This window comes from Streptomyces sp. NPDC003036 (assembly GCF_040611175.1).
Taxonomy (GTDB): domain Bacteria; phylum Actinomycetota; class Actinomycetes; order Streptomycetales; family Streptomycetaceae; genus Streptomyces.
This window is the reverse complement of the sequence record NZ_JBEXNO010000004.1, coordinates 129,918-148,708: the sequence shown is the minus strand read 5'-3', so window position 1 is coordinate 148,708 and position 18,791 is coordinate 129,918. Positions and strand designations below refer to the sequence as shown.

The 18,791-nt window shown below is 72.8% G+C and carries 21 protein-coding genes, 1 other RNA gene and 2 pseudogenes; 13 read left to right on the top strand and 11 right to left on the bottom strand.

Annotated features, from left to right (window positions below):
- Positions 1 to 212: 212 nt before the first annotated feature.
- The 4 genes and pseudogenes from ABZX67_RS04790 to ABZX67_RS04775 all read left to right on the top strand — a co-directional run.
- A complete protein-coding gene (locus ABZX67_RS04790; RefSeq protein ID WP_355354524.1) occupies positions 213 to 1,028 on the top strand; it encodes a Nif3-like dinuclear metal center hexameric protein in 816 nt (271 codons plus the stop codon).
- Positions 1,025 to 1,768, top strand: a complete 744-nt coding sequence (locus tag ABZX67_RS04785) for a C4-type zinc ribbon domain-containing protein (protein ID WP_355354726.1) — start codon at positions 1,025 to 1,027, stop codon at positions 1,766 to 1,768. Before ABZX67_RS04790 ends, ABZX67_RS04785 begins: the two co-directional genes overlap by 4 nt.
- Entirely contained in the window at positions 1,768 to 3,033 is a 1,266-nt protein-coding gene (locus ABZX67_RS04780) for a bifunctional RNase H/acid phosphatase (RefSeq protein WP_355354521.1), read from the top strand. Before ABZX67_RS04785 ends, ABZX67_RS04780 begins: the two co-directional genes overlap by 1 nt.
- 551 nt (positions 3,034 to 3,584) lie before the next feature.
- A pseudogene (locus ABZX67_RS04775) lies at positions 3,585 to 3,956 on the top strand (GNAT family N-acetyltransferase); the annotation flags it as partial.
- 44 nt (positions 3,957 to 4,000) lie between these two features.
- Here the strand turns inward: ABZX67_RS04775 and eda are convergent.
- Both eda and yaaA read right to left on the bottom strand, forming a co-directional pair.
- On the bottom strand, positions 4,001 to 4,669 hold the full coding sequence (gene eda / locus ABZX67_RS04770; protein WP_355354518.1) for a bifunctional 4-hydroxy-2-oxoglutarate aldolase/2-dehydro-3-deoxy-phosphogluconate aldolase: 669 nt from the start codon (positions 4,667 to 4,669) through the stop codon (positions 4,001 to 4,003).
- Positions 4,670 to 4,730: 61 nt separating this feature from the next.
- Entirely contained in the window at positions 4,731 to 5,513 is a 783-nt protein-coding gene (gene yaaA, locus ABZX67_RS04765; protein WP_355354515.1) for a peroxide stress protein YaaA, read from the bottom strand.
- 115 nt (positions 5,514 to 5,628) lie between these two features.
- Between yaaA and ABZX67_RS04760 the strand changes: the two genes are divergently transcribed.
- Positions 5,629 to 7,077: an RNB domain-containing ribonuclease gene (locus ABZX67_RS04760; RefSeq protein WP_355354512.1), complete on the top strand. Its 1,449-nt coding sequence runs from the start codon at positions 5,629 to 5,631 to the stop codon at positions 7,075 to 7,077.
- Here the strand turns inward: ABZX67_RS04760 and ABZX67_RS04755 are convergent.
- Together ABZX67_RS04755 and ABZX67_RS04750 are read right to left on the bottom strand one after the other, a co-directional pair.
- A complete protein-coding gene (locus tag ABZX67_RS04755; RefSeq protein ID WP_355354509.1) occupies positions 7,028 to 7,639 on the bottom strand; it encodes a hypothetical protein in 612 nt (203 codons plus the stop codon). The two genes, ABZX67_RS04760 and ABZX67_RS04755, sit on opposite strands and share 50 nt — an antisense overlap.
- Positions 7,636 to 8,412 (bottom strand): MerR family transcriptional regulator, encoded by a 777-nt coding sequence (locus ABZX67_RS04750; protein WP_355354506.1) that lies wholly within the window; start codon positions 8,410 to 8,412, stop codon positions 7,636 to 7,638. The genes ABZX67_RS04755 and ABZX67_RS04750 overlap by 4 nt, the downstream gene beginning before the upstream one ends.
- A gap of 89 nt (positions 8,413 to 8,501) precedes the next feature.
- On the opposite strand from ABZX67_RS04750, the gene rnpB reads away from it, so the two are divergent.
- Both rnpB and ABZX67_RS04740 read left to right on the top strand, forming a co-directional pair.
- Positions 8,502 to 8,900, top strand: an RNA gene (gene rnpB / locus ABZX67_RS04745) — RNase P RNA component class A.
- Positions 8,901 to 9,251: 351 nt separating this feature from the next.
- Positions 9,252 to 10,100 carry a hypothetical protein gene (locus ABZX67_RS04740; protein ID WP_355354503.1) on the top strand — a complete coding sequence of 283 codons (849 nt, stop codon included), beginning with the start codon at positions 9,252 to 9,254 and terminating at the stop codon, positions 10,098 to 10,100.
- A 135-nt stretch (positions 10,101 to 10,235) separates the two neighbouring features.
- Here ABZX67_RS04740 and ABZX67_RS04735 read toward each other — a convergent pair whose 3' ends face one another.
- The 5 genes from ABZX67_RS04735 to ABZX67_RS04715 form a co-directional block, all read right to left on the bottom strand.
- Complete coding sequence (locus ABZX67_RS04735) at positions 10,236 to 10,700, bottom strand: GNAT family N-acetyltransferase (RefSeq protein ID WP_355354500.1); 465 nt, start codon at positions 10,698 to 10,700, stop codon at positions 10,236 to 10,238.
- A complete protein-coding gene (locus ABZX67_RS04730) occupies positions 10,697 to 11,449 on the bottom strand; it encodes a hypothetical protein (protein ID WP_355354497.1) in 753 nt (250 codons plus the stop codon). Before ABZX67_RS04730 ends, ABZX67_RS04735 begins: the two co-directional genes overlap by 4 nt.
- A 107-nt stretch (positions 11,450 to 11,556) precedes the next feature.
- Positions 11,557 to 12,090 (bottom strand): DUF6875 domain-containing protein, encoded by a 534-nt coding sequence (locus tag ABZX67_RS04725; protein ID WP_355354723.1) that lies wholly within the window; start codon positions 12,088 to 12,090, stop codon positions 11,557 to 11,559.
- Between the two features lie 110 nt (positions 12,091 to 12,200).
- A complete protein-coding gene (locus tag ABZX67_RS04720; protein WP_355354494.1) occupies positions 12,201 to 12,599 on the bottom strand; it encodes a hypothetical protein in 399 nt (132 codons plus the stop codon).
- Positions 12,600 to 12,787: 188 nt separating this feature from the next.
- Positions 12,788 to 12,991 (bottom strand): hypothetical protein, encoded by a 204-nt coding sequence (locus ABZX67_RS04715; protein WP_355354491.1) that lies wholly within the window; start codon positions 12,989 to 12,991, stop codon positions 12,788 to 12,790.
- Between the two features lie 391 nt (positions 12,992 to 13,382).
- Here ABZX67_RS04715 and ABZX67_RS04710 point away from each other — a divergent pair.
- The 5 genes and pseudogenes from ABZX67_RS04710 to ABZX67_RS04690 form a co-directional block, all read left to right on the top strand.
- Positions 13,383 to 13,559 (top strand): annotated as a pseudogene (locus tag ABZX67_RS04710) (helix-turn-helix transcriptional regulator); the annotation flags it as partial.
- A gap of 93 nt (positions 13,560 to 13,652) precedes the next feature.
- Positions 13,653 to 14,636: a transcriptional regulator gene (locus ABZX67_RS04705; protein ID WP_355354720.1), complete on the top strand. Its 984-nt coding sequence runs from the start codon at positions 13,653 to 13,655 to the stop codon at positions 14,634 to 14,636.
- A 16-nt stretch (positions 14,637 to 14,652) separates the two neighbouring features.
- On the top strand, positions 14,653 to 15,006 hold the full coding sequence (locus ABZX67_RS04700; protein ID WP_355354488.1) for a hypothetical protein: 354 nt from the start codon (positions 14,653 to 14,655) through the stop codon (positions 15,004 to 15,006).
- Between the two features lie 198 nt (positions 15,007 to 15,204).
- Entirely contained in the window at positions 15,205 to 15,624 is a 420-nt protein-coding gene (locus ABZX67_RS04695) for a hypothetical protein (protein ID WP_355354485.1), read from the top strand.
- An 87-nt stretch (positions 15,625 to 15,711) separates the two neighbouring features.
- A complete protein-coding gene (locus tag ABZX67_RS04690; protein WP_355354482.1) occupies positions 15,712 to 16,023 on the top strand; it encodes a hypothetical protein in 312 nt (103 codons plus the stop codon).
- 26 nt (positions 16,024 to 16,049) lie between these two features.
- Here the strand turns inward: ABZX67_RS04690 and ABZX67_RS04685 are convergent, their stop codons facing one another.
- Both ABZX67_RS04685 and ABZX67_RS04680 read right to left on the bottom strand, forming a co-directional pair.
- Positions 16,050 to 16,931: a PhzF family phenazine biosynthesis isomerase gene (locus ABZX67_RS04685; RefSeq protein WP_355354479.1), complete on the bottom strand. Its 882-nt coding sequence runs from the start codon at positions 16,929 to 16,931 to the stop codon at positions 16,050 to 16,052.
- A gap of 44 nt (positions 16,932 to 16,975) precedes the next feature.
- Positions 16,976 to 17,746 (bottom strand): SDR family oxidoreductase, encoded by a 771-nt coding sequence (locus ABZX67_RS04680; RefSeq protein ID WP_355354476.1) that lies wholly within the window; start codon positions 17,744 to 17,746, stop codon positions 16,976 to 16,978.
- Between the two features lie 96 nt (positions 17,747 to 17,842).
- On the opposite strand from ABZX67_RS04680, the gene ABZX67_RS04675 reads away from it, so the two are divergent.
- A partial coding sequence (locus ABZX67_RS04675) for an alkaline phosphatase D family protein (RefSeq protein WP_355354473.1) occupies positions 17,843 to 18,791 on the top strand: 949 nt, incomplete at its 3' end.

The following is an 18,791-nucleotide window of genomic DNA, read 5'->3' as shown; positions in this document are numbered from 1 at the left end:
CCGGACCGAACCGCGCGTGTCGCGCTGCTTCACCTATAAGGGTGGCGATGTCCCGGTTCGCCTGAGAAAGCGGGGTCGGTTGTGCTGGGGGAGCAGGGGGTGCCGTGCGTCACGTAGGCGCTGAACCCCCGAAGCCGGCGCCGTCCCGCCCGCGAGCGGGGTTGTCCACAGGCCAGGGCGGCGGGGCGCGTGGGGCAGGTAGCCTTTCCTACGTGCCCCGTCTGTCTGAAGTCATCGCCGAGCTCGACGCCCTGTGGCCCCCCGAGCGGGCCGAGCAGTGGGACGCCGTCGGCACGGTCTGCGGCGACCCCGACGCCGAGGTCACGCGCGTCCTGATCGCCGTCGACCCCGTCCAGTCGATCGCCGACGAGGCGATCGCCCTGGGCGCGGACCTGATCATCACGCACCACCCCCTCTACCTGCGCGGTACGACGACGGTCGCGGCCGGCCACTTCAAGGGCCGCGTCGTCCACACGCTGATCAAGAACGACATCGCGCTGCACGTCGCGCACACCAACGCCGACACCGCCGAGCCCGGCGTCTCCGACGCCCTCGCCGGCGCGCTCGACCTGCGCGTCACCGGGCCGCTCGTCCCGGAGACCGGCCTCGGCCGGATCTGCGAGGTCGACCCGCCGGAGACCCTGCGCGACTTCGCGGCCCGCGCCGCCAAGCGGCTCCCCGCCACCGCGCAGGGCATCCGCGTCGCGGGCGACCTCGACGCCCCGGTCCGTACCGTCGCGGTCAGCGGCGGCTCCGGCGACAGCCTCTTCGACGCCGTGCGCGCCGCCGGGGTCGACGCGTTCCTCACCGCCGACCTGCGCCACCACCCGGCCTCCGAGGCCACGCAGCACACGCCGCTCGGGCTGGTCGACGCCGCCCACTGGGCCACCGAATGGCCCTGGTGCGAGCTGGCCGCAGCCCAGCTCGACGAGATTTCCGACCGCCACGGCTGGGACCTGCGGGTCCACGTCTCGAAGACGGTCACCGACCCCTGGTCCCACCACTCTTCCTCTGGAGCCCCCAACTGAACGCCGCGCCCGCCGACCAGATTCGCCTCCTCGACGTCCAGGCCCTCGACACGCGCCTGTCGCAGCTCGCGCACAAGCGCGAGTCGCTGCCCGAGCACGCCGAGATCGAATCGCTGACCAAGGACCTCACGCAGCTGCGTGACCTGCTCGTCGCCGCGCAGACGGAGGAGAGCGACTGCGCCCGCGAGCAGACCAAGGCGGAACAGGACGTCGACCAGGTGCGCCAGCGCGCCGTCCGGGACCAGCAGCGGCTGGACTCCGGGGCCATCACCTCCCCCAAGGACCTGGAGAACCTCCAGAAGGAGATCGTCTCCCTCGCCAAGCGCCAGGCCGACCTGGAGGACGTCGTCCTCGAGGTCATGGAGCGCCGCGAGTCCGCCCAGGAGCGGGTCGCCGAGCTCACCGAGCGGGTCGCCTCCGTCCAGGCCAAGGTCGACGACGCCACCGCGCGGCGCGACGCGGCGCTGCAGGAGCTGGAGGGCGAGGCCACGTCCGTCGCCAAGGAGCGCGAGGTCGTGGCCGCGTCCGTGCCCGCCGACCTGATGAAGCTGTACCAGAAGATCCGCGAGCAGCAGGGCGGCGTCGGCGCGGCCCGCCTGTACCAGCGCCGCTGCGAGGGCTGCCACATCGAGCTCAACATCACCGAGGTGAACGAGGTGCGGGCGGCCGCCCCGGACACTGTCCTGCGGTGCGAGAACTGCCGCCGCATCCTGGTCCGCACGGCGGAGTCCGGCGTCTGATGCCCGCCGCCGAGCTGCGCGAGCTGATCGTCGAGGCGGACGGCGGCTCCCGGGGCAACCCGGGCCCGGCCGGGTACGGGGCGGTCGTCCTGGACCCGGTCTCGGGGGAGCCCCTGGTCGAGGCCGCCGAGTACATCGGCGTCGCCACGAACAACGTCGCCGAGTACCGCGGCCTGGTGGCCGGGCTCAAGGCGGCGCGGGAGCTGGCGCCCGACGCCAAGATCCGCGTACGGATGGACTCCAAGCTCGTCGTGGAGCAGATGTCCGGCCGCTGGAAGATCAAGCACCCGGACATGAAGCCGCTCGCGGCGGAGGCCGCCCGCGTCTTCCCCGCGTCGCAGGTGACGTACGAGTGGATCCCGCGCGAGAAGAACAAGCACGCGGACCGGCTCGCGAACGAGGCGATGGACGCGGGCAAGCGCGGCAAGCAGTGGCAGCCGTCGGCGTCGGTCGCCGCCCTCGACGCGGGCGCGGCCCGCGTGGTCGGCGACGCGGCGGCGGGCGCGGCGAAGGCGCGGGCCGCGCTGGCGGGAGCTCCGGTCCCGGCGCAGCCGACGAGCGTCTCGGCGGTGGCGTCGGCGGCCGCCGCGGAGGTCGCGGCGCGCTCCACACCGCCGGTCGGCTGGGGGCCGGCGGCAGACCTCGGCACACCGGCCACCTTCGTGCTCCTGCGCCACGGCGAGACGGCGCTCACCCCCGAGAAGCGCTTCTCGGGCAGCGGCGGCAGCGACCCCGAGCTGTCGGCCGTCGGCCTGCGCCAGGCCGAAGCGGTCGCCTCCGCGCTGGCGGCCCGCGGCACGATCCAGGACATCGTCTCCTCCCCGCTGCGGCGCTGCCGCCAGACGGCCGAGGCGGTCGCGGCGCGGCTGGGCCTCGACGTCCGCATCGAGGACGGCCTGCGCGAGACGGACTTCGGCGCCTGGGAGGGCCTGACCTTCGCGGAGGTCCGCGAGCGGTACCCCGACGACCTGAACGCCTGGCTGTCCTCCGCCAAGTCGGCCCCCACGGGCGGCGAGTCCTTCGCGGCGACCGCACGCCGGGTCGCGGCGACCCGCGACGAGCTGACCGCCCGCCACGCGGGCCGCACGGTCCTGCTGGTCACGCACGTCACCCCGATCAAGACCCTCATCCGCCTGGCCCTGGGCGCCCCGCCGGAGTCCCTGTTCCGGATGGAACTCTCGGCGGCCTCCCTCTCGGCGGTGGCGTACTACAAGGACGGCAACGCCTCGGTCCGGCTGCTGAACGATACGTCGCACCTGCGCTGAGGCCGGCGGCTCGCGCGGTTGCTTGCTGCCCGGTGGGCGTGGGGCGGGTGCCGGGGGCTCCGGTGGGGGGCGGTCGGACTCTCGTTCACCGCGCTTCGCGCGAGTTCAGTCGTTTTACGTCCGACCACCCCCCACGCTCCGCCCCCGTCCCCCTCACGTGAGTGGTCGTCCCCGCCGCCGGTGCGCGCATCCCCGGTGGGCACCGCCCCGCGGTCGGGGGACGGCCTCGGGGTGGGGCCGTGCAGGGTTGTCCCCGCAGCGGATGGGGGTACCTCCCGTGCCCGAAGGGCTACGGGGGAGGCGCCGAGACCGTTCTGCGTACGTGGGTGCCAAGGCCGCCGGCGTCGAGGAGTCGAGCCCGGAGGGGCCCCGCACCGCCACCCACCGGCGACAGCCGCCCCGCGGGCGCCCGCACGGCACGGCACCGCAAGCCACCGGCGACAGCCGAATCCGCGACCGCCCGCCCGGCGCAAGCATTCGCCGACGCGTGGACCGGCGGCCCCGGCGGCACTGGAGCCGCCGGCCGGTGGTCCGTCGCACGGCGTACCCGGATGTTCCGGCTCGGCGACCTGACGCCGCCGGACCCGGTGCCACCCGGCTCGGCCCGGCGCGCGACGGCCGCGGACACCGCGCTCGCCACCGCGTGGATGCGTGCCTTCGCCGCCGCCATCGGCGAGGACCCGGACGCCGACTACGCGCCCGCCATCGCGCGCCGCATCGCCCATGGCGGTCTCCACCTCTGGGAGACCGGGGGCCGGCCCGTGGCCATGGCCGGTCACTCGCCGCTCGTGGCCGGCCAGTCCCGCGTCTCGCTCGTCTACACCCCGCCCGGCCTCCGGGGCCGTGGCTACGCCGGAGCCGTCACCACGGCCGCGAGCCGCGCCGCGCAGGCCGACGGAGCGCGGCAGGTGCTGCTCTTCACCGACCTCGCCAACCCCACCAGCAACGCCCTCTACCAGCGCCTCGGTTACCGCCCACTCGACGACCACGTCGAGCTGGTCTTCGGTCCCCGCAACGACGCCGCCTCGCGCGCCAGGGACTCCACCCGCCCCCAGTCCCGCGCCGCGAGGGCGTCGGGCGGGAGCATCCAGCTGCCGCCGACGCAGGCGACGTTCGGCAGGGCGAGGTAGGCGGGCGCCGAGGCGGCCGAGATGCCGCCCGTCGGGCAGAAGCGCGCACCCGGCAAGGGGCCGGCGAGCGAGCGGAGGTACGCCGTGCCGCCCGCCGCCTCCGCCGGGAAGAACTTCATCGCGCGCACCCCGCGCTCCAGCAGCGCGACGACCTCCGACGCCGTCGACACCCCCGGCAGGTAGGGCACGCCGGACGCCTGCATCGCGCCCAGCAGGCCGTCCGTCCAGCCCGGGCTCACCAGGAACCGGGCCCCCGCCGCCACCGCGTCCGCCACGCTGCCCGCCGACAGCACCGTGCCCGCGCCCACCACCGCGTCCGGTACGCCGTCGGCGATGGCGCGGATGGCGTCGAGCGCCGCCGGCGTGCGCAGCGTCACCTCGATCGCGGCCAGCCCGCCGGCGACCAGCGCACGCGCCAGCGGTACGGCGTCAGCCGCGTCGTCGAGGACGACGACGGGTACGACGGGGGCGGCGACGACATCCAGGACGGAAGCGGCGGGGTTCACCCCGGCAGTCTCCCGAGGACAGACGCGTTCCGCAACGACCGTTGCACAGCCTGCAACAGCGCTAGTGGACCTCGTCCACCAGCACGTCCAGCTGCCACGCCTTCCCCGCCTTCGCCGGCGCCTCCGCCTCCACCACGTACCCCAGGTCCCGCAGCGCCTCCACCAGCTCGGCCGGTGAGCCGGGTGCGGCCCCGTTCTCCAGCAGGCTCCGTACGATCCGGCCCTTCGTCGCCTTGTTGAAGTGGCTCACCACCTTGCGCGTCGGCGCGTGCAGCACCCGCACCGTGGCCGTCCGCCCCGCCACCTCGCCCTTCGGCTTCCACGCCGCCGCGTACGCCGCCGACCGCAGGTCCAGGACCAGCCCGTCCCCGGCGGCCTCGGGCATCACCGCAGCCATCGGCGTACGCCAGTACGCGCCCAGCGCCCCGAGCCCCGGCAGCTTCACGCCCATCGAGCAGCGGTACGACGGGATCCGGTCGTCCACCCGCACCGCGCCCCACAGCCCCGAGAACACCAGCAGCCACGCCCGCGCCCGCTCGCGCGCCGCCGCGTCCAGCGTGGCCAGCCCCAGCGCGTCGTACAGCACGCCCGTGTAGATCTCTCGGGCCGGCCGCGCCCCCGCCGTCCGCAGCCCGGCGTTCTTGGCGACCTCGCCGCGCAGCCCCTCGCTCAGTCCGAGCACCTCGCGGGCCTTGTCCTCGTCGCCGGCGCACAGCTCCACCAGCTCGTCGAGCACGGTGGCCCGCGCCCCGGCGAGCCCCGGCAGCGACAGCGCGCCCGGCTCCAGCGGCGCGCCGCTCCCCGAAGCGGCCTTGCCCTCGGAGGGCGGCAACAGCACGAGCACGGTGGTTCTCCTTCGTCACGTACGAAAAGGGGGTGCGGCCCCCGCGCCAGCGTACGAGACGACGGCGAGGAGCCACCGACGTGCCGCCCCCCGCCCCGCGGCCTACGCTCGGTCCATGCCCCGCCGCCAGATCCGCGTCACCGGCGCCGCCGAGGCTCCCCTCCGGGCCGCGCTGGGGGCGCTGCGCGCCCGGCTCGACGTCCCCGGCGCCTTCCCGGCCGCCGTCCTCGCCGAGGCGGAGGCCGCCGCCAAGGCGCCGCGCCTCCCCGCCCGGGACGCGACCGACATCCCGTTCTTCACGGTCGACCCGCCCGGCTCCACCGACCTCGACCAGGCCCTGCACCTCGCCCACCGCCCCGACGGCGGCTACCGCGTCCACTACGCCATCGCCGACGTCGCCGCCTTCGTCACCCCCGGCGGCGCGCTCGACGCCGAGGCCCACCGCCGCGTCCTGACCCTGTACTTCCCGGACGCCCGCGTCCCCCTCCACCCGCCCGTCCTCTCCGAGGGCGCCGCCAGCCTCCTCCCCGGCCGCCCGGTCCCCGCCCTCCTCTGGCGCATCGACCTCGACGCGTACGGCCGCCGCGTCGCCACCGACGTCGAACGCGCCCTCGTCCGCAGCCGCGCCCGCCTCGACTACGCCGAGGTCCAGGAACAGATCGACACCGGCACCGCCGAGGAGCCCGTCGCCCTCCTGCGCGACATCGGGATCCTGCGCGAACGCCTGGAGGCGGAGCGCGGCGGGATCTCCCTCAACGTCCCGGAGCAGGAGATCACCGCGAGCGACCACGACCGGACCTACACGCTGGAGTACCGCGCCCCGCGCCCCGCCGACGGCTGGAACGCCCAGATCTCCCTCCTCACCGGCATGGCCGCCGCCGACCTCATGACCGCCGCCGGCACCGGCATCCTGCGCACCCTGCCCACCGCACCCTCCGGCGCCGTCGCCCGGCTGCGGCACTCGGCGAAGGCGCTGGGCATCGACTGGCCGCACCACGTGTCGTACGCCGCCCTCATCCGCGCGCTCGACCCGCGCGACACACGCCACGCCGCCTTCCTCCAGGACTGCACCACGCTGCTGCGCGGCGCCGGCTACACCGTCTTCGACGGCGGGAAGCTGCCCGACCCGGCCGTCCACGCGGCCGTCGCCGACGCGTACACGCACTGCACCGCGCCCCTGCGCCGGCTCGTCGACCGCTACGCAGGCGAACTCTGCCTCGCGGCCGCCGCGGGCCGTGAGCCCCCCGAGTGGGTACGCACCGCCCTGCCCGCCCTGCCCGACGAGATGGCCGCGGGCACGCGCCGCGCGGGCACCGTGGAGCGCGAGTGTGTCGACCTCGTCGAGGCGGCCCTGCTCCAGGACCACGTCGGCGAGGTCTTCGACGCGTACGTCATCGACGTCCACGACCGCGACCCGGCCATCGGCACGGTCCACCTGGAGGACCCGGCGGTCGTCGCCCGCGTCGAAGGCGGCACGCACCCCCTGCCGCTGGGCGAGCGGCTGCGCGTACGGCTCACGCAGGCCGACCCGGGCCGGGCGAAAGCGCTGTTCGCGCCCGCCTGACCGCGTCCACCAGCGCCCGCGCGTCGTCCGCGTGGCAGCGCACCGTACGCACCGGATACCGCCCGCCCAGCAGCCGTACGGCGGTGACGGGCTCGGCAAGCTCGATCGTGACGGACGTCTGCGAGGCGACCGCCAACTGGAGCGCCCCCTCCTCCGCCGGGTGCGAGAAGCGCAGCTCATGCCGTACGGACGCGATCCGCTCCAGCGGTATCACCACATCGACGTGCCCCGCCTGCCGCACCCGCAGCGCGTCCCGGCTCAGCACATGCGGCCGGGTCACCGAGGCGGCGTGCAGCCCCAGCACGAAGAGGACGGTGTACACGTCCAGGACGAGGACCACCTGGTGCGCCACCGGCCAGGGCGCCAGCAGGTAGGACATGCCGACCGTCTCGACGACGCACACGAAGGCGAAGCCGTACATGTACGCCGCCTGGTCGCGTGCGTGCCCGAAGACGCCGACCACATCCGCCCCGCCGACTCCGTGCGGCCGCCGCGCCAGCCACCGCACCAGGCTCGCCATGAGCCGCGCCTCACGCGCGACGAGGTGCCTCACCCACCTCATCGGTCCCGCTCCCTTGCGATCCGCAGCGCCCGCCGGACGGCCTCGGCCTGCGCGGGTGCGAAGTCCGCGAAGAACACCTCCATGAGCGCCCGGTCCTCGGTCTCCTCCGCTCGCGGCACCATGCCGTCCGGCACAAGCCCGGCCAGCGCCTGCGCGGCCTCCTCCACCCGTACGTCGTCGGGCGCGGCGTCCGCGAGCGCGTCGAGCCGCTCGTACACCGCGTACGCCCGGTCCATCGCCCCCGGCGCCAGCGTCATCGCCCGCATGGCCTCCATCAGCCGCTCCCCCTCCTCCTCCGGCACCACGGTCTCCAGCAGCGCCAGCACCTCCCGGTCCCGCGCGGCCATCACCGGCTCGGGCCCCGGTCGCGCGGCCGACGCCCGGGCCATGTCCCCGAACAGCTCGGCGAGCCCCGGCGACACCGGCCCCTCGGCCGGCAGCCGCCCCACCCGCGCCTGCTCCAGCAACACCCGCAGCCGCTCCCGCCGCGCCCCGATCTCCGCCTGCTGCCGCGCCAGATCGGCGTCCAGCTCCTCCAGTACGTCGACGAGCTCGCGCCCCGCGTCGTCGGCGAGCACGTCCCGCACCTCCTCCAGCCCGAGCCCGAGCTCGGTCAACCGCCTGACCCGCGCGAGCAGCACGGCGTCACGCAGCCCGTACTCCCGGTAGCCGTTGGCCCGCCGCGGGGGCTCGGGCAGGAGCCCCACATGGTGGTAGTGCCGCACCGCACGCGTGGTGATCCCGACGAGGGCGGCGATCTCTCCGATCCGCATGGGACCAGTAGAAACGTTGACGCTGCGGCAAGGTCAAGGCGTCCGGTCTTGCCGTCGCGGCAGCCGGGTACCATGGTCGACACGGCAGACGAGCCGGGCGGACGGCCGCGTGGGGATCCTCGGATCCTCCCGAGGAACGTCCGGGCTCCACAGGGCAGGGTGGTGGGTAACGCCCACCCGGGGTGACCCGCGGGACAGTGCCACAGAAAACAGACCGCCGGGGACCTCGGTCCTCGGTAAGGGTGAAACGGTGGTGTAAGAGACCACCAGCGCCTGGGGTGACCCAGGCGGCTAGGTAAACCCCACCTGGAGCAAGGTCAAGAGGAGACACCCCGGTGTCTCTGCGCGGACGTTCGAGGGCTGCCCGCCCGAGTCCGCGGGTAGACCGCACGAGGCCGGCGGCAACGCCGGTCCTAGATGGATGGCCGTCGCCCCGACGACCGCGAGGTCCCGGGGCACAGAACCCGGCGTACAGCCCGACTCGTCTGCCTCCAAGGGCCTCTGACCAGCATAATTGCAGGTCGGTGGCTCTTTTTCGTGGGGCGGTGGGCCTCGCCTCACCCCGTTCCGCACCGGCTCGAACCGGACCTCACGGCTACGAACGTAGCCACGAAAGTAGCCACCAAGGGAGCCACGCGTCGTCGGATCGGAGGCTGCGTCGGGGCTGTCGCGGCGCCTGAGGTTCCGGTGCTAGCCGGTCCCGGGGCCAAGCTTCGGCGCCAGCTCCGAGGAAAGGGCGACTTCGGTGGGGGAGAGAACGCGCTCCGCCTCCGTGAGGTGGGTAAAGGACGTGGCTGAAGCGTCGTCGCATGACCGCAAGGGCTTGCTACGGTCCGGGCATGAAGCTGCCTGCTGCTCAAACTGTTGACCTCCGCCGCGAACCGGTCGATGCCATCCTGGAGCGGGTGGAGCAGTCGCTTCAGGTGCGGATTGACCGCGACACGGTGGTGTATAAGCGCCGGTCGGTCGGAGGCCGGACAGATCGCGGTACGTGGGTGCGGATCGAGCGGCGCGGGCTTGACCGGATCGGGATCCAGGGCGGTGACGGCACCCCCTCCGCTGAGGCGCTGCACGGAATCGCGAAACCCGCCTGGTACGCCGGCGTTTCCTGGCTGGACGAGAACGAGCGGGTGATGTGGCGGGCGGACGAGACCGACCTTCTCCCTGGGAGGCCCGTCGGTGGCGCCATCGTGGCCAAGGCCCCGGAGCTGTCCGAGGAGTGGTGGGCGGCGCTGAACGTCTCCCTCGACGCGCTCGCCGCCCAGCGCACCAACCGCATCGCCACCCCCGACACCGAGACGATCACGCAGGAGCTCGTCACCGAGACGACCCAGCGCCTCTTCCCCGACGTCGACACCACCATCACCCAATGGGTACCTGCGCACGCGGATCTGAACTGGGCGAACATGACCGCGCCGGAGTTCTGCATCTTCGACTGGGAGGACTGGGGCATGGCCCCGCGCGGCTTGGACGCCGCGACCCTGTGGGGAGCCTCGCTTGCCGTCCCGTCCCTGGCTGACCGCGTTCGCCAGGAGCGACGAGACGACGTCGAGAGCCGGGACGGCAAACTGATGACACTGTTCGTGGCCGCGAAGATCCTGGGGCCGTACGCTCACCCCGAGGACCCTCGCCTTGACCCGGCCCGCGCCGTCGCGGATCAGGTCGCAAAGGAGCTTCAGGCGGATTGACGCCAGGTCCGGAGGAGTTGCCGGTACTTGCTGACCACCTGGTCATCGACCTCGAATTCCAATGACTTGTCCCACACCGCCTCTGCCGTGATGCCACCGAAGGGGCTCATGCCCAGCCCTCGAACCACTGGACGCTCAAGGTCTGTCGGCCAGGTGGTACGCGATCATCCCGTCTCGGATTCCGAGCCGAGTGAAACCCGCCTTGGTCAGCACCCGGCCCGAGGCGGGGTTTTCGGCGTGGTGCTTACCCCCGAGGGATTCGAGGCCGAAGCTGGTGAAGGCGAAGACGACGAGTTCCTGGACGGCGCTCGTCGCATAGCCCCGGCCCCAGCAGTCTTCGCGCAGGACGTAGCCCAGCCGTCCGTGCCCGTTGGGACGGCGGCCGAGTTTGACGACGCCGATCAGTTCTCCGGCGACGTCCACACCAAGGATGTATTGCTCGACGGGTTCGGCGGCGGCCCATTCCTGCACGCGCACTACGTACTCCTCGGCCTCCTTGTCGGTCATCGCGGGGCGTCCCAGGAACCTGACGGCGGCCCCGCTGTAGATACGGCGGATGGCCGGGGCATCGGAGTAAATGAGCGGTCGGAGGGTGATCATGACGTGGTGAGGAGGGCGGCCAGATCGGTGGCGGACGGCCGGTCCTCCGGGGCCGGGGTCAGGCATGCGCGGATTGCTTCCTCGAACTCGGGGAACGCCCAGGGGCGGACGTCGTTGAGCGGCAGCGTGGCTGTCTTCACGATGGCCCTGAGCTTGTCCTCGCGCGGGGTGTCGTCCTCGTAGGAGAACGGCCGACGACCGGTCCAGCACCAGAACAGCGAAGCGCCCAGTCCCCAGATGTCGGCCGGTGGCTGTGCATGGATGTGGGTGTCGGCAGTGGTGGCGAGGATGGCGTCCGCGACCTCAGGGGCGGTGGTGTGGGTGAGCGCGCCACGGTAGGGCAGACGTGCCCCGTCGCCGGGGCCGCAGGCGAGGGCGTAGTCGATGAGCTGGGCGCGGCCGTCGTTCGCGATCAGGGCGTTAGTGGGCTGGACATCGGCGTGAGTCCACCCGGCGGCGTGCATCCGCGTCAAGCGCTCGGCCCACGTCCGGGCGATCCCCAGGAGCCAGGGGCGCACTGAGGGGCGGTCAGCCTCGGGTCCACGTGCCAGGGCGAACGCCCGCCACACCGGGATGCCGTCGACCCACCGCACCGCGAGCCACCGGCCGCCCTCCCAGGCTCCGGCGTCGATCCGGTAGCCGGGGTTCAGCGCGCCCGCACCGATGAGGCGCACAAGGTTACTGTCCTCCTGCGCCAGCTCGGCGGCCTTGTCGCGGGCAGCGTCGCCGTCGGGACTGTTCGCCTTCAACGCGACGGCACCCCGGGGACCCGCGATCTTCCAGGCCCGTGAACCGCGCCTGTCGCTCAGGAGTCGGGTCGTGAAGGGCTCGCCGACGTGGTCTCTGAGGGGACCGACTACTTCACCGGGGGGAGGAAGCGCTTCGTCCATGTGCGGATCTCCGTCCAGTCATCGGGGATGTGCTCGAAGACGTCGTGGCCGTCGTCGTCGGCCAAGGCGAGCGCGGCGGCCAGCTCGGGGGTTGCGTGGAGGAACTGGGGGTCTCGTCGGCGGATCGCGGCTCTCACGGGGAGGAACGAGACCGGGGCGGCTGGGATGTGTTCGCCGGCCCGCGTGTTCTCCTCCTCGCCCGCGTGGAACTTGCCGAACATGATCCCGACGGGGCCGTACAGGTTCTTGAGGGCCCAGTGCGGCCACGCCAGCAGGTCGCGGTGCCGGGCGCCGGGGACCTCGCCCAGGATCACAACGTTTTCGCACCGCAGGAACCCGTGCGGCCGGTGGATCAGGGGCCGCAGCCACTCGGCGGCTTGTGCACCGGCATGGAACAGCTCGGCTTCCACGGCGTCCGCGTTTCCTTCGGCACGGTAGACGGTCCAGGTGGTCAGCCCGCGCTCGACAGAGGGAGAAAGGTAGGGGCAGTGGGCCGTCATCTGTTCCACATACTCAGTGATGCCGATGGACCGCGGCCTGGTGGTGCTGGCCTCAACGAGGCGGAGCGCCCCAGCGGTCGGCCGGGACGCTCCGTCGATGCGAGGCAGGGTCACCGGTTGCCCGGCGCGGCGTCGTCGCCGTCACCGGTGGTGGGGCCGCAGTCCCACTCGGCCACGACCCTGCCGGTCTCCTCGTAGCGGGCGAGCGCGGCCTCGTTGAGGATGCCGTCGGCGCCGGTGAACCAGATCTCGGGCAGCGGGCCGTACGCCTCCTCGTACGCGGCCACCCAGGCGATTGGTCCGGAGCCGTTCATCTCGCGGTGCCCGAGGACGGCGCCTGCGTGCTCGGTGCTGAACGCCGCGTACTCGGGGGTGGCGAGCAGCTGATGCCACATGGTGTCCACGGCCGGCGAGAACATTTCGGCGGGGCTCTTGCCGCTACGGAATCGCTGCCCGGAGATGGCCAGGAAGCGGCCGAGCTCGCGGCGTGCGATGGTGGTGGTGCTCATGGTGGTGCTCCTTTCGACGGTCTTGCGAGTGGTGCGGGATGGTGCATCCGCTTCGTCCGATGGGCCGGCGGGCGGAAGTCCGGGAGCCATCCGTCGGGCGTACCGCGATGTCCAGTGCGACCACGGCGATGGCGAGGCACCCCAGAACGGCGAGGTGCTGGCGCCATGCGGCCAGAGACGCCCTCGGGTCAGGGCACGAGCTGGATGTTGTCCGCTGCGGTCGTCCACTCGACGCCGTCCTCGGGCCGGATGTGCGCGACTCGGACGGTGCCGTGGCTGTGGAGCTCGTGGGTAACGGCGACGAGAACACCTTGCCCGCGCGAGGCGATGTCGCGGACGTTCATGTTCAGGAGCGGGTGCAGCTCGTAGCCGTCGGGGCCGACCGGGTTCATGTTTCCGTCTCCTGCCAGGTCTCGCCGCGACGCATGAACTTCTCCCAGCCGATGGACGCCCGTTTCCGCAGAGCCCGGCTCGGTTCACCCGGCCGGGGCTCCGGTGGCGTGCCCGTACGGCCGCCGGCGCCAGGGTTCCTGCGGGGTAGTTCGGAAATCGTCACGCGGTCGCTCCTCTCGGGCGGGGCAGCAGCAGGCCGTGGTCCGTAAGGGCCACGGCGCGACTGTGCCTCAGCGAGCCGCCCGGAGGATCCCTCAACCATCCGAGCGGTGTGTGACCAGTGAACGACGATCCGTTACCGTCTCCCAGAGCGAACCCCACGCATCGCCCAGGCGTTTTCCGGGCATCGGTGGCGCGAGCTGGGAAGGTGCTCCTCGTGAGGGGAAACCAATGGCGTTAAGGCGTAGGCGTTTTGCCGACCGGCGAGCCTCACAGGGCTACTCTCAGGAGGAGTTCGCCGAAGCACTTGCGGTGGCCACGTCCACCGTGATCCGTTGGGAGGGCGGCCGTGCCACACCACAGCCGCACCAACGGCCCAGAATCGCAAGCCTGCTAGGAGTCACCCTCTCCGAGCTGGAAGGGCTACTTGCCGAAGAACAGCCGGCCGAATCTGCCGTGCCCTCTGACCTCCCCCTCCTTCCCCACGGTGATGATGACGATATGAAGCGCCGCGATGTCCTGGGCCTGCTCGCCGTCACCGGCGCGCTGGTCACCCTGCCCGGTTCGGACGAGGCATCCCGAGGACACGCGGCGACAGCTCTCGTGGAGACGGGGGAGGATCTGCACCGCAGCCTGTGGCAGGTCTACACCCTCTCGGACTCCAAGCAGACCGTCCTCCCGGCGGTCCGCAAGCAGCTCGATGCCCTGACGAAGGGCCTGGCCGAGGCGCGCACCGCAGCGGACCGGACCCGGCTGTGCACGATGACGGCTGACATCTACCAGCTCGCCGGCGAACTCTTCTTCGACGCCAACCGGTACACCGACGCCGCCCAGTGCTACACGCTGGCCGCCCAAGCGGCCCATACCGGTGGGGACCACGACCTCTGGGCCTGCGCCATGACCCGCCACGCCTACGTCGAGCTGTACGCCCGCCGCGCGTTCGCCGCCCAGCCGTTGCTGGCGGCGGCCTCTGGGATTGCCCGACGTGGGGACAGCGCACTGTCCACCCGCTATTGGGTCGCAGCCGTCCAGGCACAGGCGTACGCGGCCATGGGTGACATCGACGGCTGCACCCGGGCCCTCGACGACGCCGAGAAGGTTCTCTTCCTCGGCGGCCACTCCCACAACGGCGGCTGGCTCCGCTTCGACGGCTCCCGCCTCGCCGAGGAACGAGGAGCCTGCTACCTCCAGCTCGGACGCCCCGACCTGGCGGAAGACGCCCTCACCGCAGCCCTCGCCCAACCTCTGTCGCTGCGCCGCCGCGCTGCCGTACTAAGTGACCTTGCCGCCCTCGGAGTCCACCGGCGCGACATCGACCAGGTCGTGCACTACGCGGAGACAGTGATCGGCCTGGCCGGCCAGTCGAACTCGGGATTCATCGGTAAGAAGCTGGACGGACTCCGAGGGAGTCTTGCCCCGCTCATGTCCGATGGCCGAGTCTCGAATCTGGATCAACGAATTGCGGCGCTTCAGCGCACCGCATGACGAGAGGGACACGCGCATGAGCGACGGTCGGATCTTCCGCGAGGCGTGGATCGCCGGTGTGACCAAGCACTATCCCGGTGAGCCGAAGCCCGGCTATATCACGCCGTGGGACGAGACGCCCGAGTGGGAGCGCGAGGCCGCCGCGGCCGTGTACGGACAGGTTCGCGACTTCATCAAGGTCAGCGAAGGGCACGCCACTCGGCTCACCCGCGAGCAGAAGGGGCGCTTCGTCGCGATCTGCTGGACCGCCCAGATGTTCAGGCACTTCGAGGACCCGAAGCCCGGATACGTCGCCGACTGGGCCGAGCTGCCGGCGTGGCAGCGGGAGACGGACGCGGACATCTTCGAACACATCGAGCGGACCGTCTGACCTCCGGAACGACGACGCGCTCGTCCGGGGAATCCGGACGGGCGCGTATCCTTACGTAGCCATGTAGGTAGCCACGGAAGTGCCCTTCCTGCATGTTCGTGCAGGTCGTAGCATTGCGGTGACTCTCCCCGGCGTACAGCCCGACTCGTCTGCCTCCAAGGGCTGCTCCGGCCACCAACTCTCGGAGGCCAAGGCGCCATGACCCTCTCCGATCCCGACGACGCGTTGAGCTCGGCCCTTCGGGACGCCCGCTCGCCATCCTGGTCCGCCCGAGCGGAAGCCGGCCGACGACTGGCGGGCGCGGCAGAGGATGCCGAGGTGGCTGCGGTACTGCATCGACTGCTGCTGGACGGGCAGGACACCGCAGTGACTCAAGAGACGGCGGAGGCCCTGCTCGAGCGCGGAGACGTCCTCGGTTTGCGGATGGTCCTGTGCGCGCTCGCGAGCGCGGACGACGACACCGGTGATCACCTCGACGCCGCCCTCACCAACGTCTGCTGCCAGTCCGACGAGGGCCTCGCACGGCTCAAGGAGCTGTGCTCCGCGTTGGTGTCGGATGCCGACGCCTCGATCGGCGAGGAAGCCGGCAGGATCCTGAGCGGGTGGGCTTTCCCCTGACCGGCTTCCCCGGCGTACTGCCGTACTCAGCCCCGCCTAGGTACGCCTACTCATCCCCCGCGTGCGCCCCGGCGGCACGGTGGGGGCATGAGCGAAGCACCTTCGTCCCCGCCCCGGCCCGGGCTGCGCAACTTCGGGCTCTTCCTGGCCGCGTTTCCCTTCAACCTGCTGATCTGCGTGTACGCGCTCCTCGACGTCGGCATGGGGGAGTGGGCGGCGGCCGGTGAGGAGGTCGAGCCGCCGGTGGAGGACCTGCTCGTCTGCGCGGGGCTGATCGTCGGGCTGGGGGTGCTGCAGTGGCTGGGGAAGGGGCGCGTCGCCGCGCTGTTCCAGGTGCTGCCGCTGTTCTTCGTCGTGCTGCTCATCGGAGGGTGGGAGATCCCCGAGGTGCCTCGCTAGCCCGCGATCCGGCACCGCGCGATCCGCTAACCCGCGATCCGCGCCCCCGCGCCGCTCACGCGGACGCGCCCCTCGCCCGCGCGGAGTTCGACCGTCAGGACGCCCGGGCGGCCCATGTCCTCGCCCTGGTGGAGGGTGAGCACCGCCGCCTCGGGCACCAGGCCCAACTCGCGGGCGTACGCGCCGAAGGCGGCGGCCGCCGCGCCCGTCGCCGGGTCCTCGACGACGCCGCCCACCGGGAACGGGTCGCGGACGTGGAACACCGTCGGCGCGGCGCGCCACACCAGTTGGACCGTCGTCAGGTCCAGGCGGCGCATCAGCGTCGCGAGGCGGTCGAAGTCGTACGCCAGGTCCGCGAGGCGTGCCCGGGTCGCGGCGGCCAGCACCAGGTGGCGGGCGCCCGCGAAGGCGATCCGGGGCGGCAGGGCCGCGTCCAGGTCGGCGGGCGCCCAGCCCAGCGCGTCCAGGGCCTCGCGGACGTCGGCCGCCGGGACGTCCTCGACGTGCGGCTCCACGCTGGTGAGCGTGGCCCGCAGCGCGCCGCCGTCCTCGGCCACCGTCACCGGCACGGTCCCGACGGGCGTGGCGAACACCAGGTCGCCCGGCCCGAGGCGCTCGCCGAGCGCGACGGCCGTCGCGACGGTGGCGTGCCCGCAGAACGGCACCTCCGCCTTGGGGCTGAAGTAGCGGATGGTGAACGCCCGCCCCGCGCCGGCTCCGTCCAGCCCCTCCGGCGGCGGCGTCAGGAACGCGGTCTCGCTGTATCCGAGCTCGGCGGCGATCGCCAGCATGTCCTCGTCACCGAGCCCGGCGGCGTCGAGGACGACCCCGGCCGGGTTTCCCCCGTCGGGGTCGGCGGAGAACGCCGTGTAGCGCAGGACCTCGGCGGAGTGGGAAGTGGTCGTCATGTCCGTCCCAACGTGCCCGTCGCGGGTACTTGTTCCAGGGTGGTCTAGCCGCGGCCGATGTACGGCATCGCCGTGGCCATGACCGTGGCGAACTGGACGTTCGCCTCCAGCGGCAGCGCCGCCATGTGCGCCACCGTCCGCGCCACGTCCGCCGCGTCCATCACCGGCTCGGGGGCGAGGGTGCCGTTCGCCTGGAGGATGCCCGCCTGCATGCGCTCGGTCATCTCCGTCGCCGCGTTGCCGATGTCGATCTGGCCGCAGGCGATGCGGTACGGGCGGCCGTCCAGCGAGAGGGACTTCGTCAGGCCTGTCATGGCGTGCTTGGTCGCCGTGTACGCGATCGAGTGCGGGCGCGGCACGTGCGCCGAGATGGAGCCGTTGTTGATGATCCGCCCGCCCTGCGGCGCCTGCTCCTTCATCTGGCGGTACGCCGCCTGCGCGCACAGGAACGCGCCCGTCAGGTTGGTGTCGACGACCGACCGCCAGGTGTCGTAGTCCAGGTCCTCGACCGGCGTGCCGCCGCCCGCGAAGCTGCCCGCGTTGTTGAAGAGCAGGTCGACGCGGCCGAACCGGTCCCGTACGGCGGCGAAGAGGGCCGCCACCGCGTCGGGGGACGTGACGTCCGTCGGGACGCACAGCGCCTCCGCGCCCGCGCCGCCGCGTGCCGCCGCCAGCGCCGCCGTCTCCTCCAGGGGCTCGGCCCGCCGGCCCGCCAGCGCCAGCGACCAGCCGTCCTCCGCCAGCGCCAGCGCCACGCTCCGGCCGATGCCCGAGCCCGCGCCCGTCACCACCGCGATCCTCCGTACAGCGTTCATGGGGCCGCAGCGTACGGGAGGGTCCGGCACCTGAAACTCATATGGCCGACATGTGGATGTTGTGGACGCGACAACCAAGCCCCGTCCAATGAGCCCATGACAGCCGAACTGCGCGCCGCCGCCCGCCATTTCGACCGCCGCCGCTTCCTCACCACGACCGGTGCCGCCGCCGCTCTCGCGTTCGCCGTGAACCTGCCGGCCGCGGGCGCGGCGAGCGCCGCCGAGCTCGACGCCCGGAAGATCACCGAGGACCCCTTCACCCTGGGCGTCGCCTCCGGCGACCCGCTGCCCGGCTCGGTCCTGCTGTGGACGCGCCTCGCGCCCCGCCCGTACGAGCCCGGCGGCGGCCTGCCGCGAGGGCGCGTACAGGTGCGCTGGGAGCTCGCGCACGACGAGGCGTTCACCCGGATCGCCAGACGCGGCCACGCCACCGCGCACCCGGAGTTCGACCACACCGTGCACGCGGAGGTGAGCGGCCTGGCCCCCGGGCGCGCGTACTACTACCGGTTCCGCGCGGGCGGCTGGCTGAGCCCCGCCGGGCGCACCAGGACCGCGCCGCACGCCGCCGCCCGCGTCGGGGAGCTGCGGCTCGCGGCCGCGTCCTGCCAGGCGTACCACGACGGGTACTTCACGGCGTACCGGCACCTCGCCGAGGAGGACGTCCACGCCGTCTTCCACCTCGGGGACTACCTGTACGAGTACGCCGTCGACGCGGCGGGCGGCCACCGCCGCTACACCGACCGGCAGCTTCCCGCGCACTTCAACCGGGAGACGGTCACGCTGGAGGACTACCGGATGCGGTACGCCCTCTACAAGACGGACCCGGACCTCCAGGCAGCGCACGCCGCGCATCCCTTCGTCGTCACCTGGGACGACCACGAGACCGAGAACAACTACGCGGGCGGCACCCCGGAGAACGGCGTACCGCCGGAGGAGTTCCTGGTGCGCCGGGCCGCCGCCTACCGCGCGTACTGGGAGAACCAGCCGCTGCGGGCCCCGCAGCGGCCCGCCGGCGCCGACATGCGGCTGTACCGGCGTGGGGGCG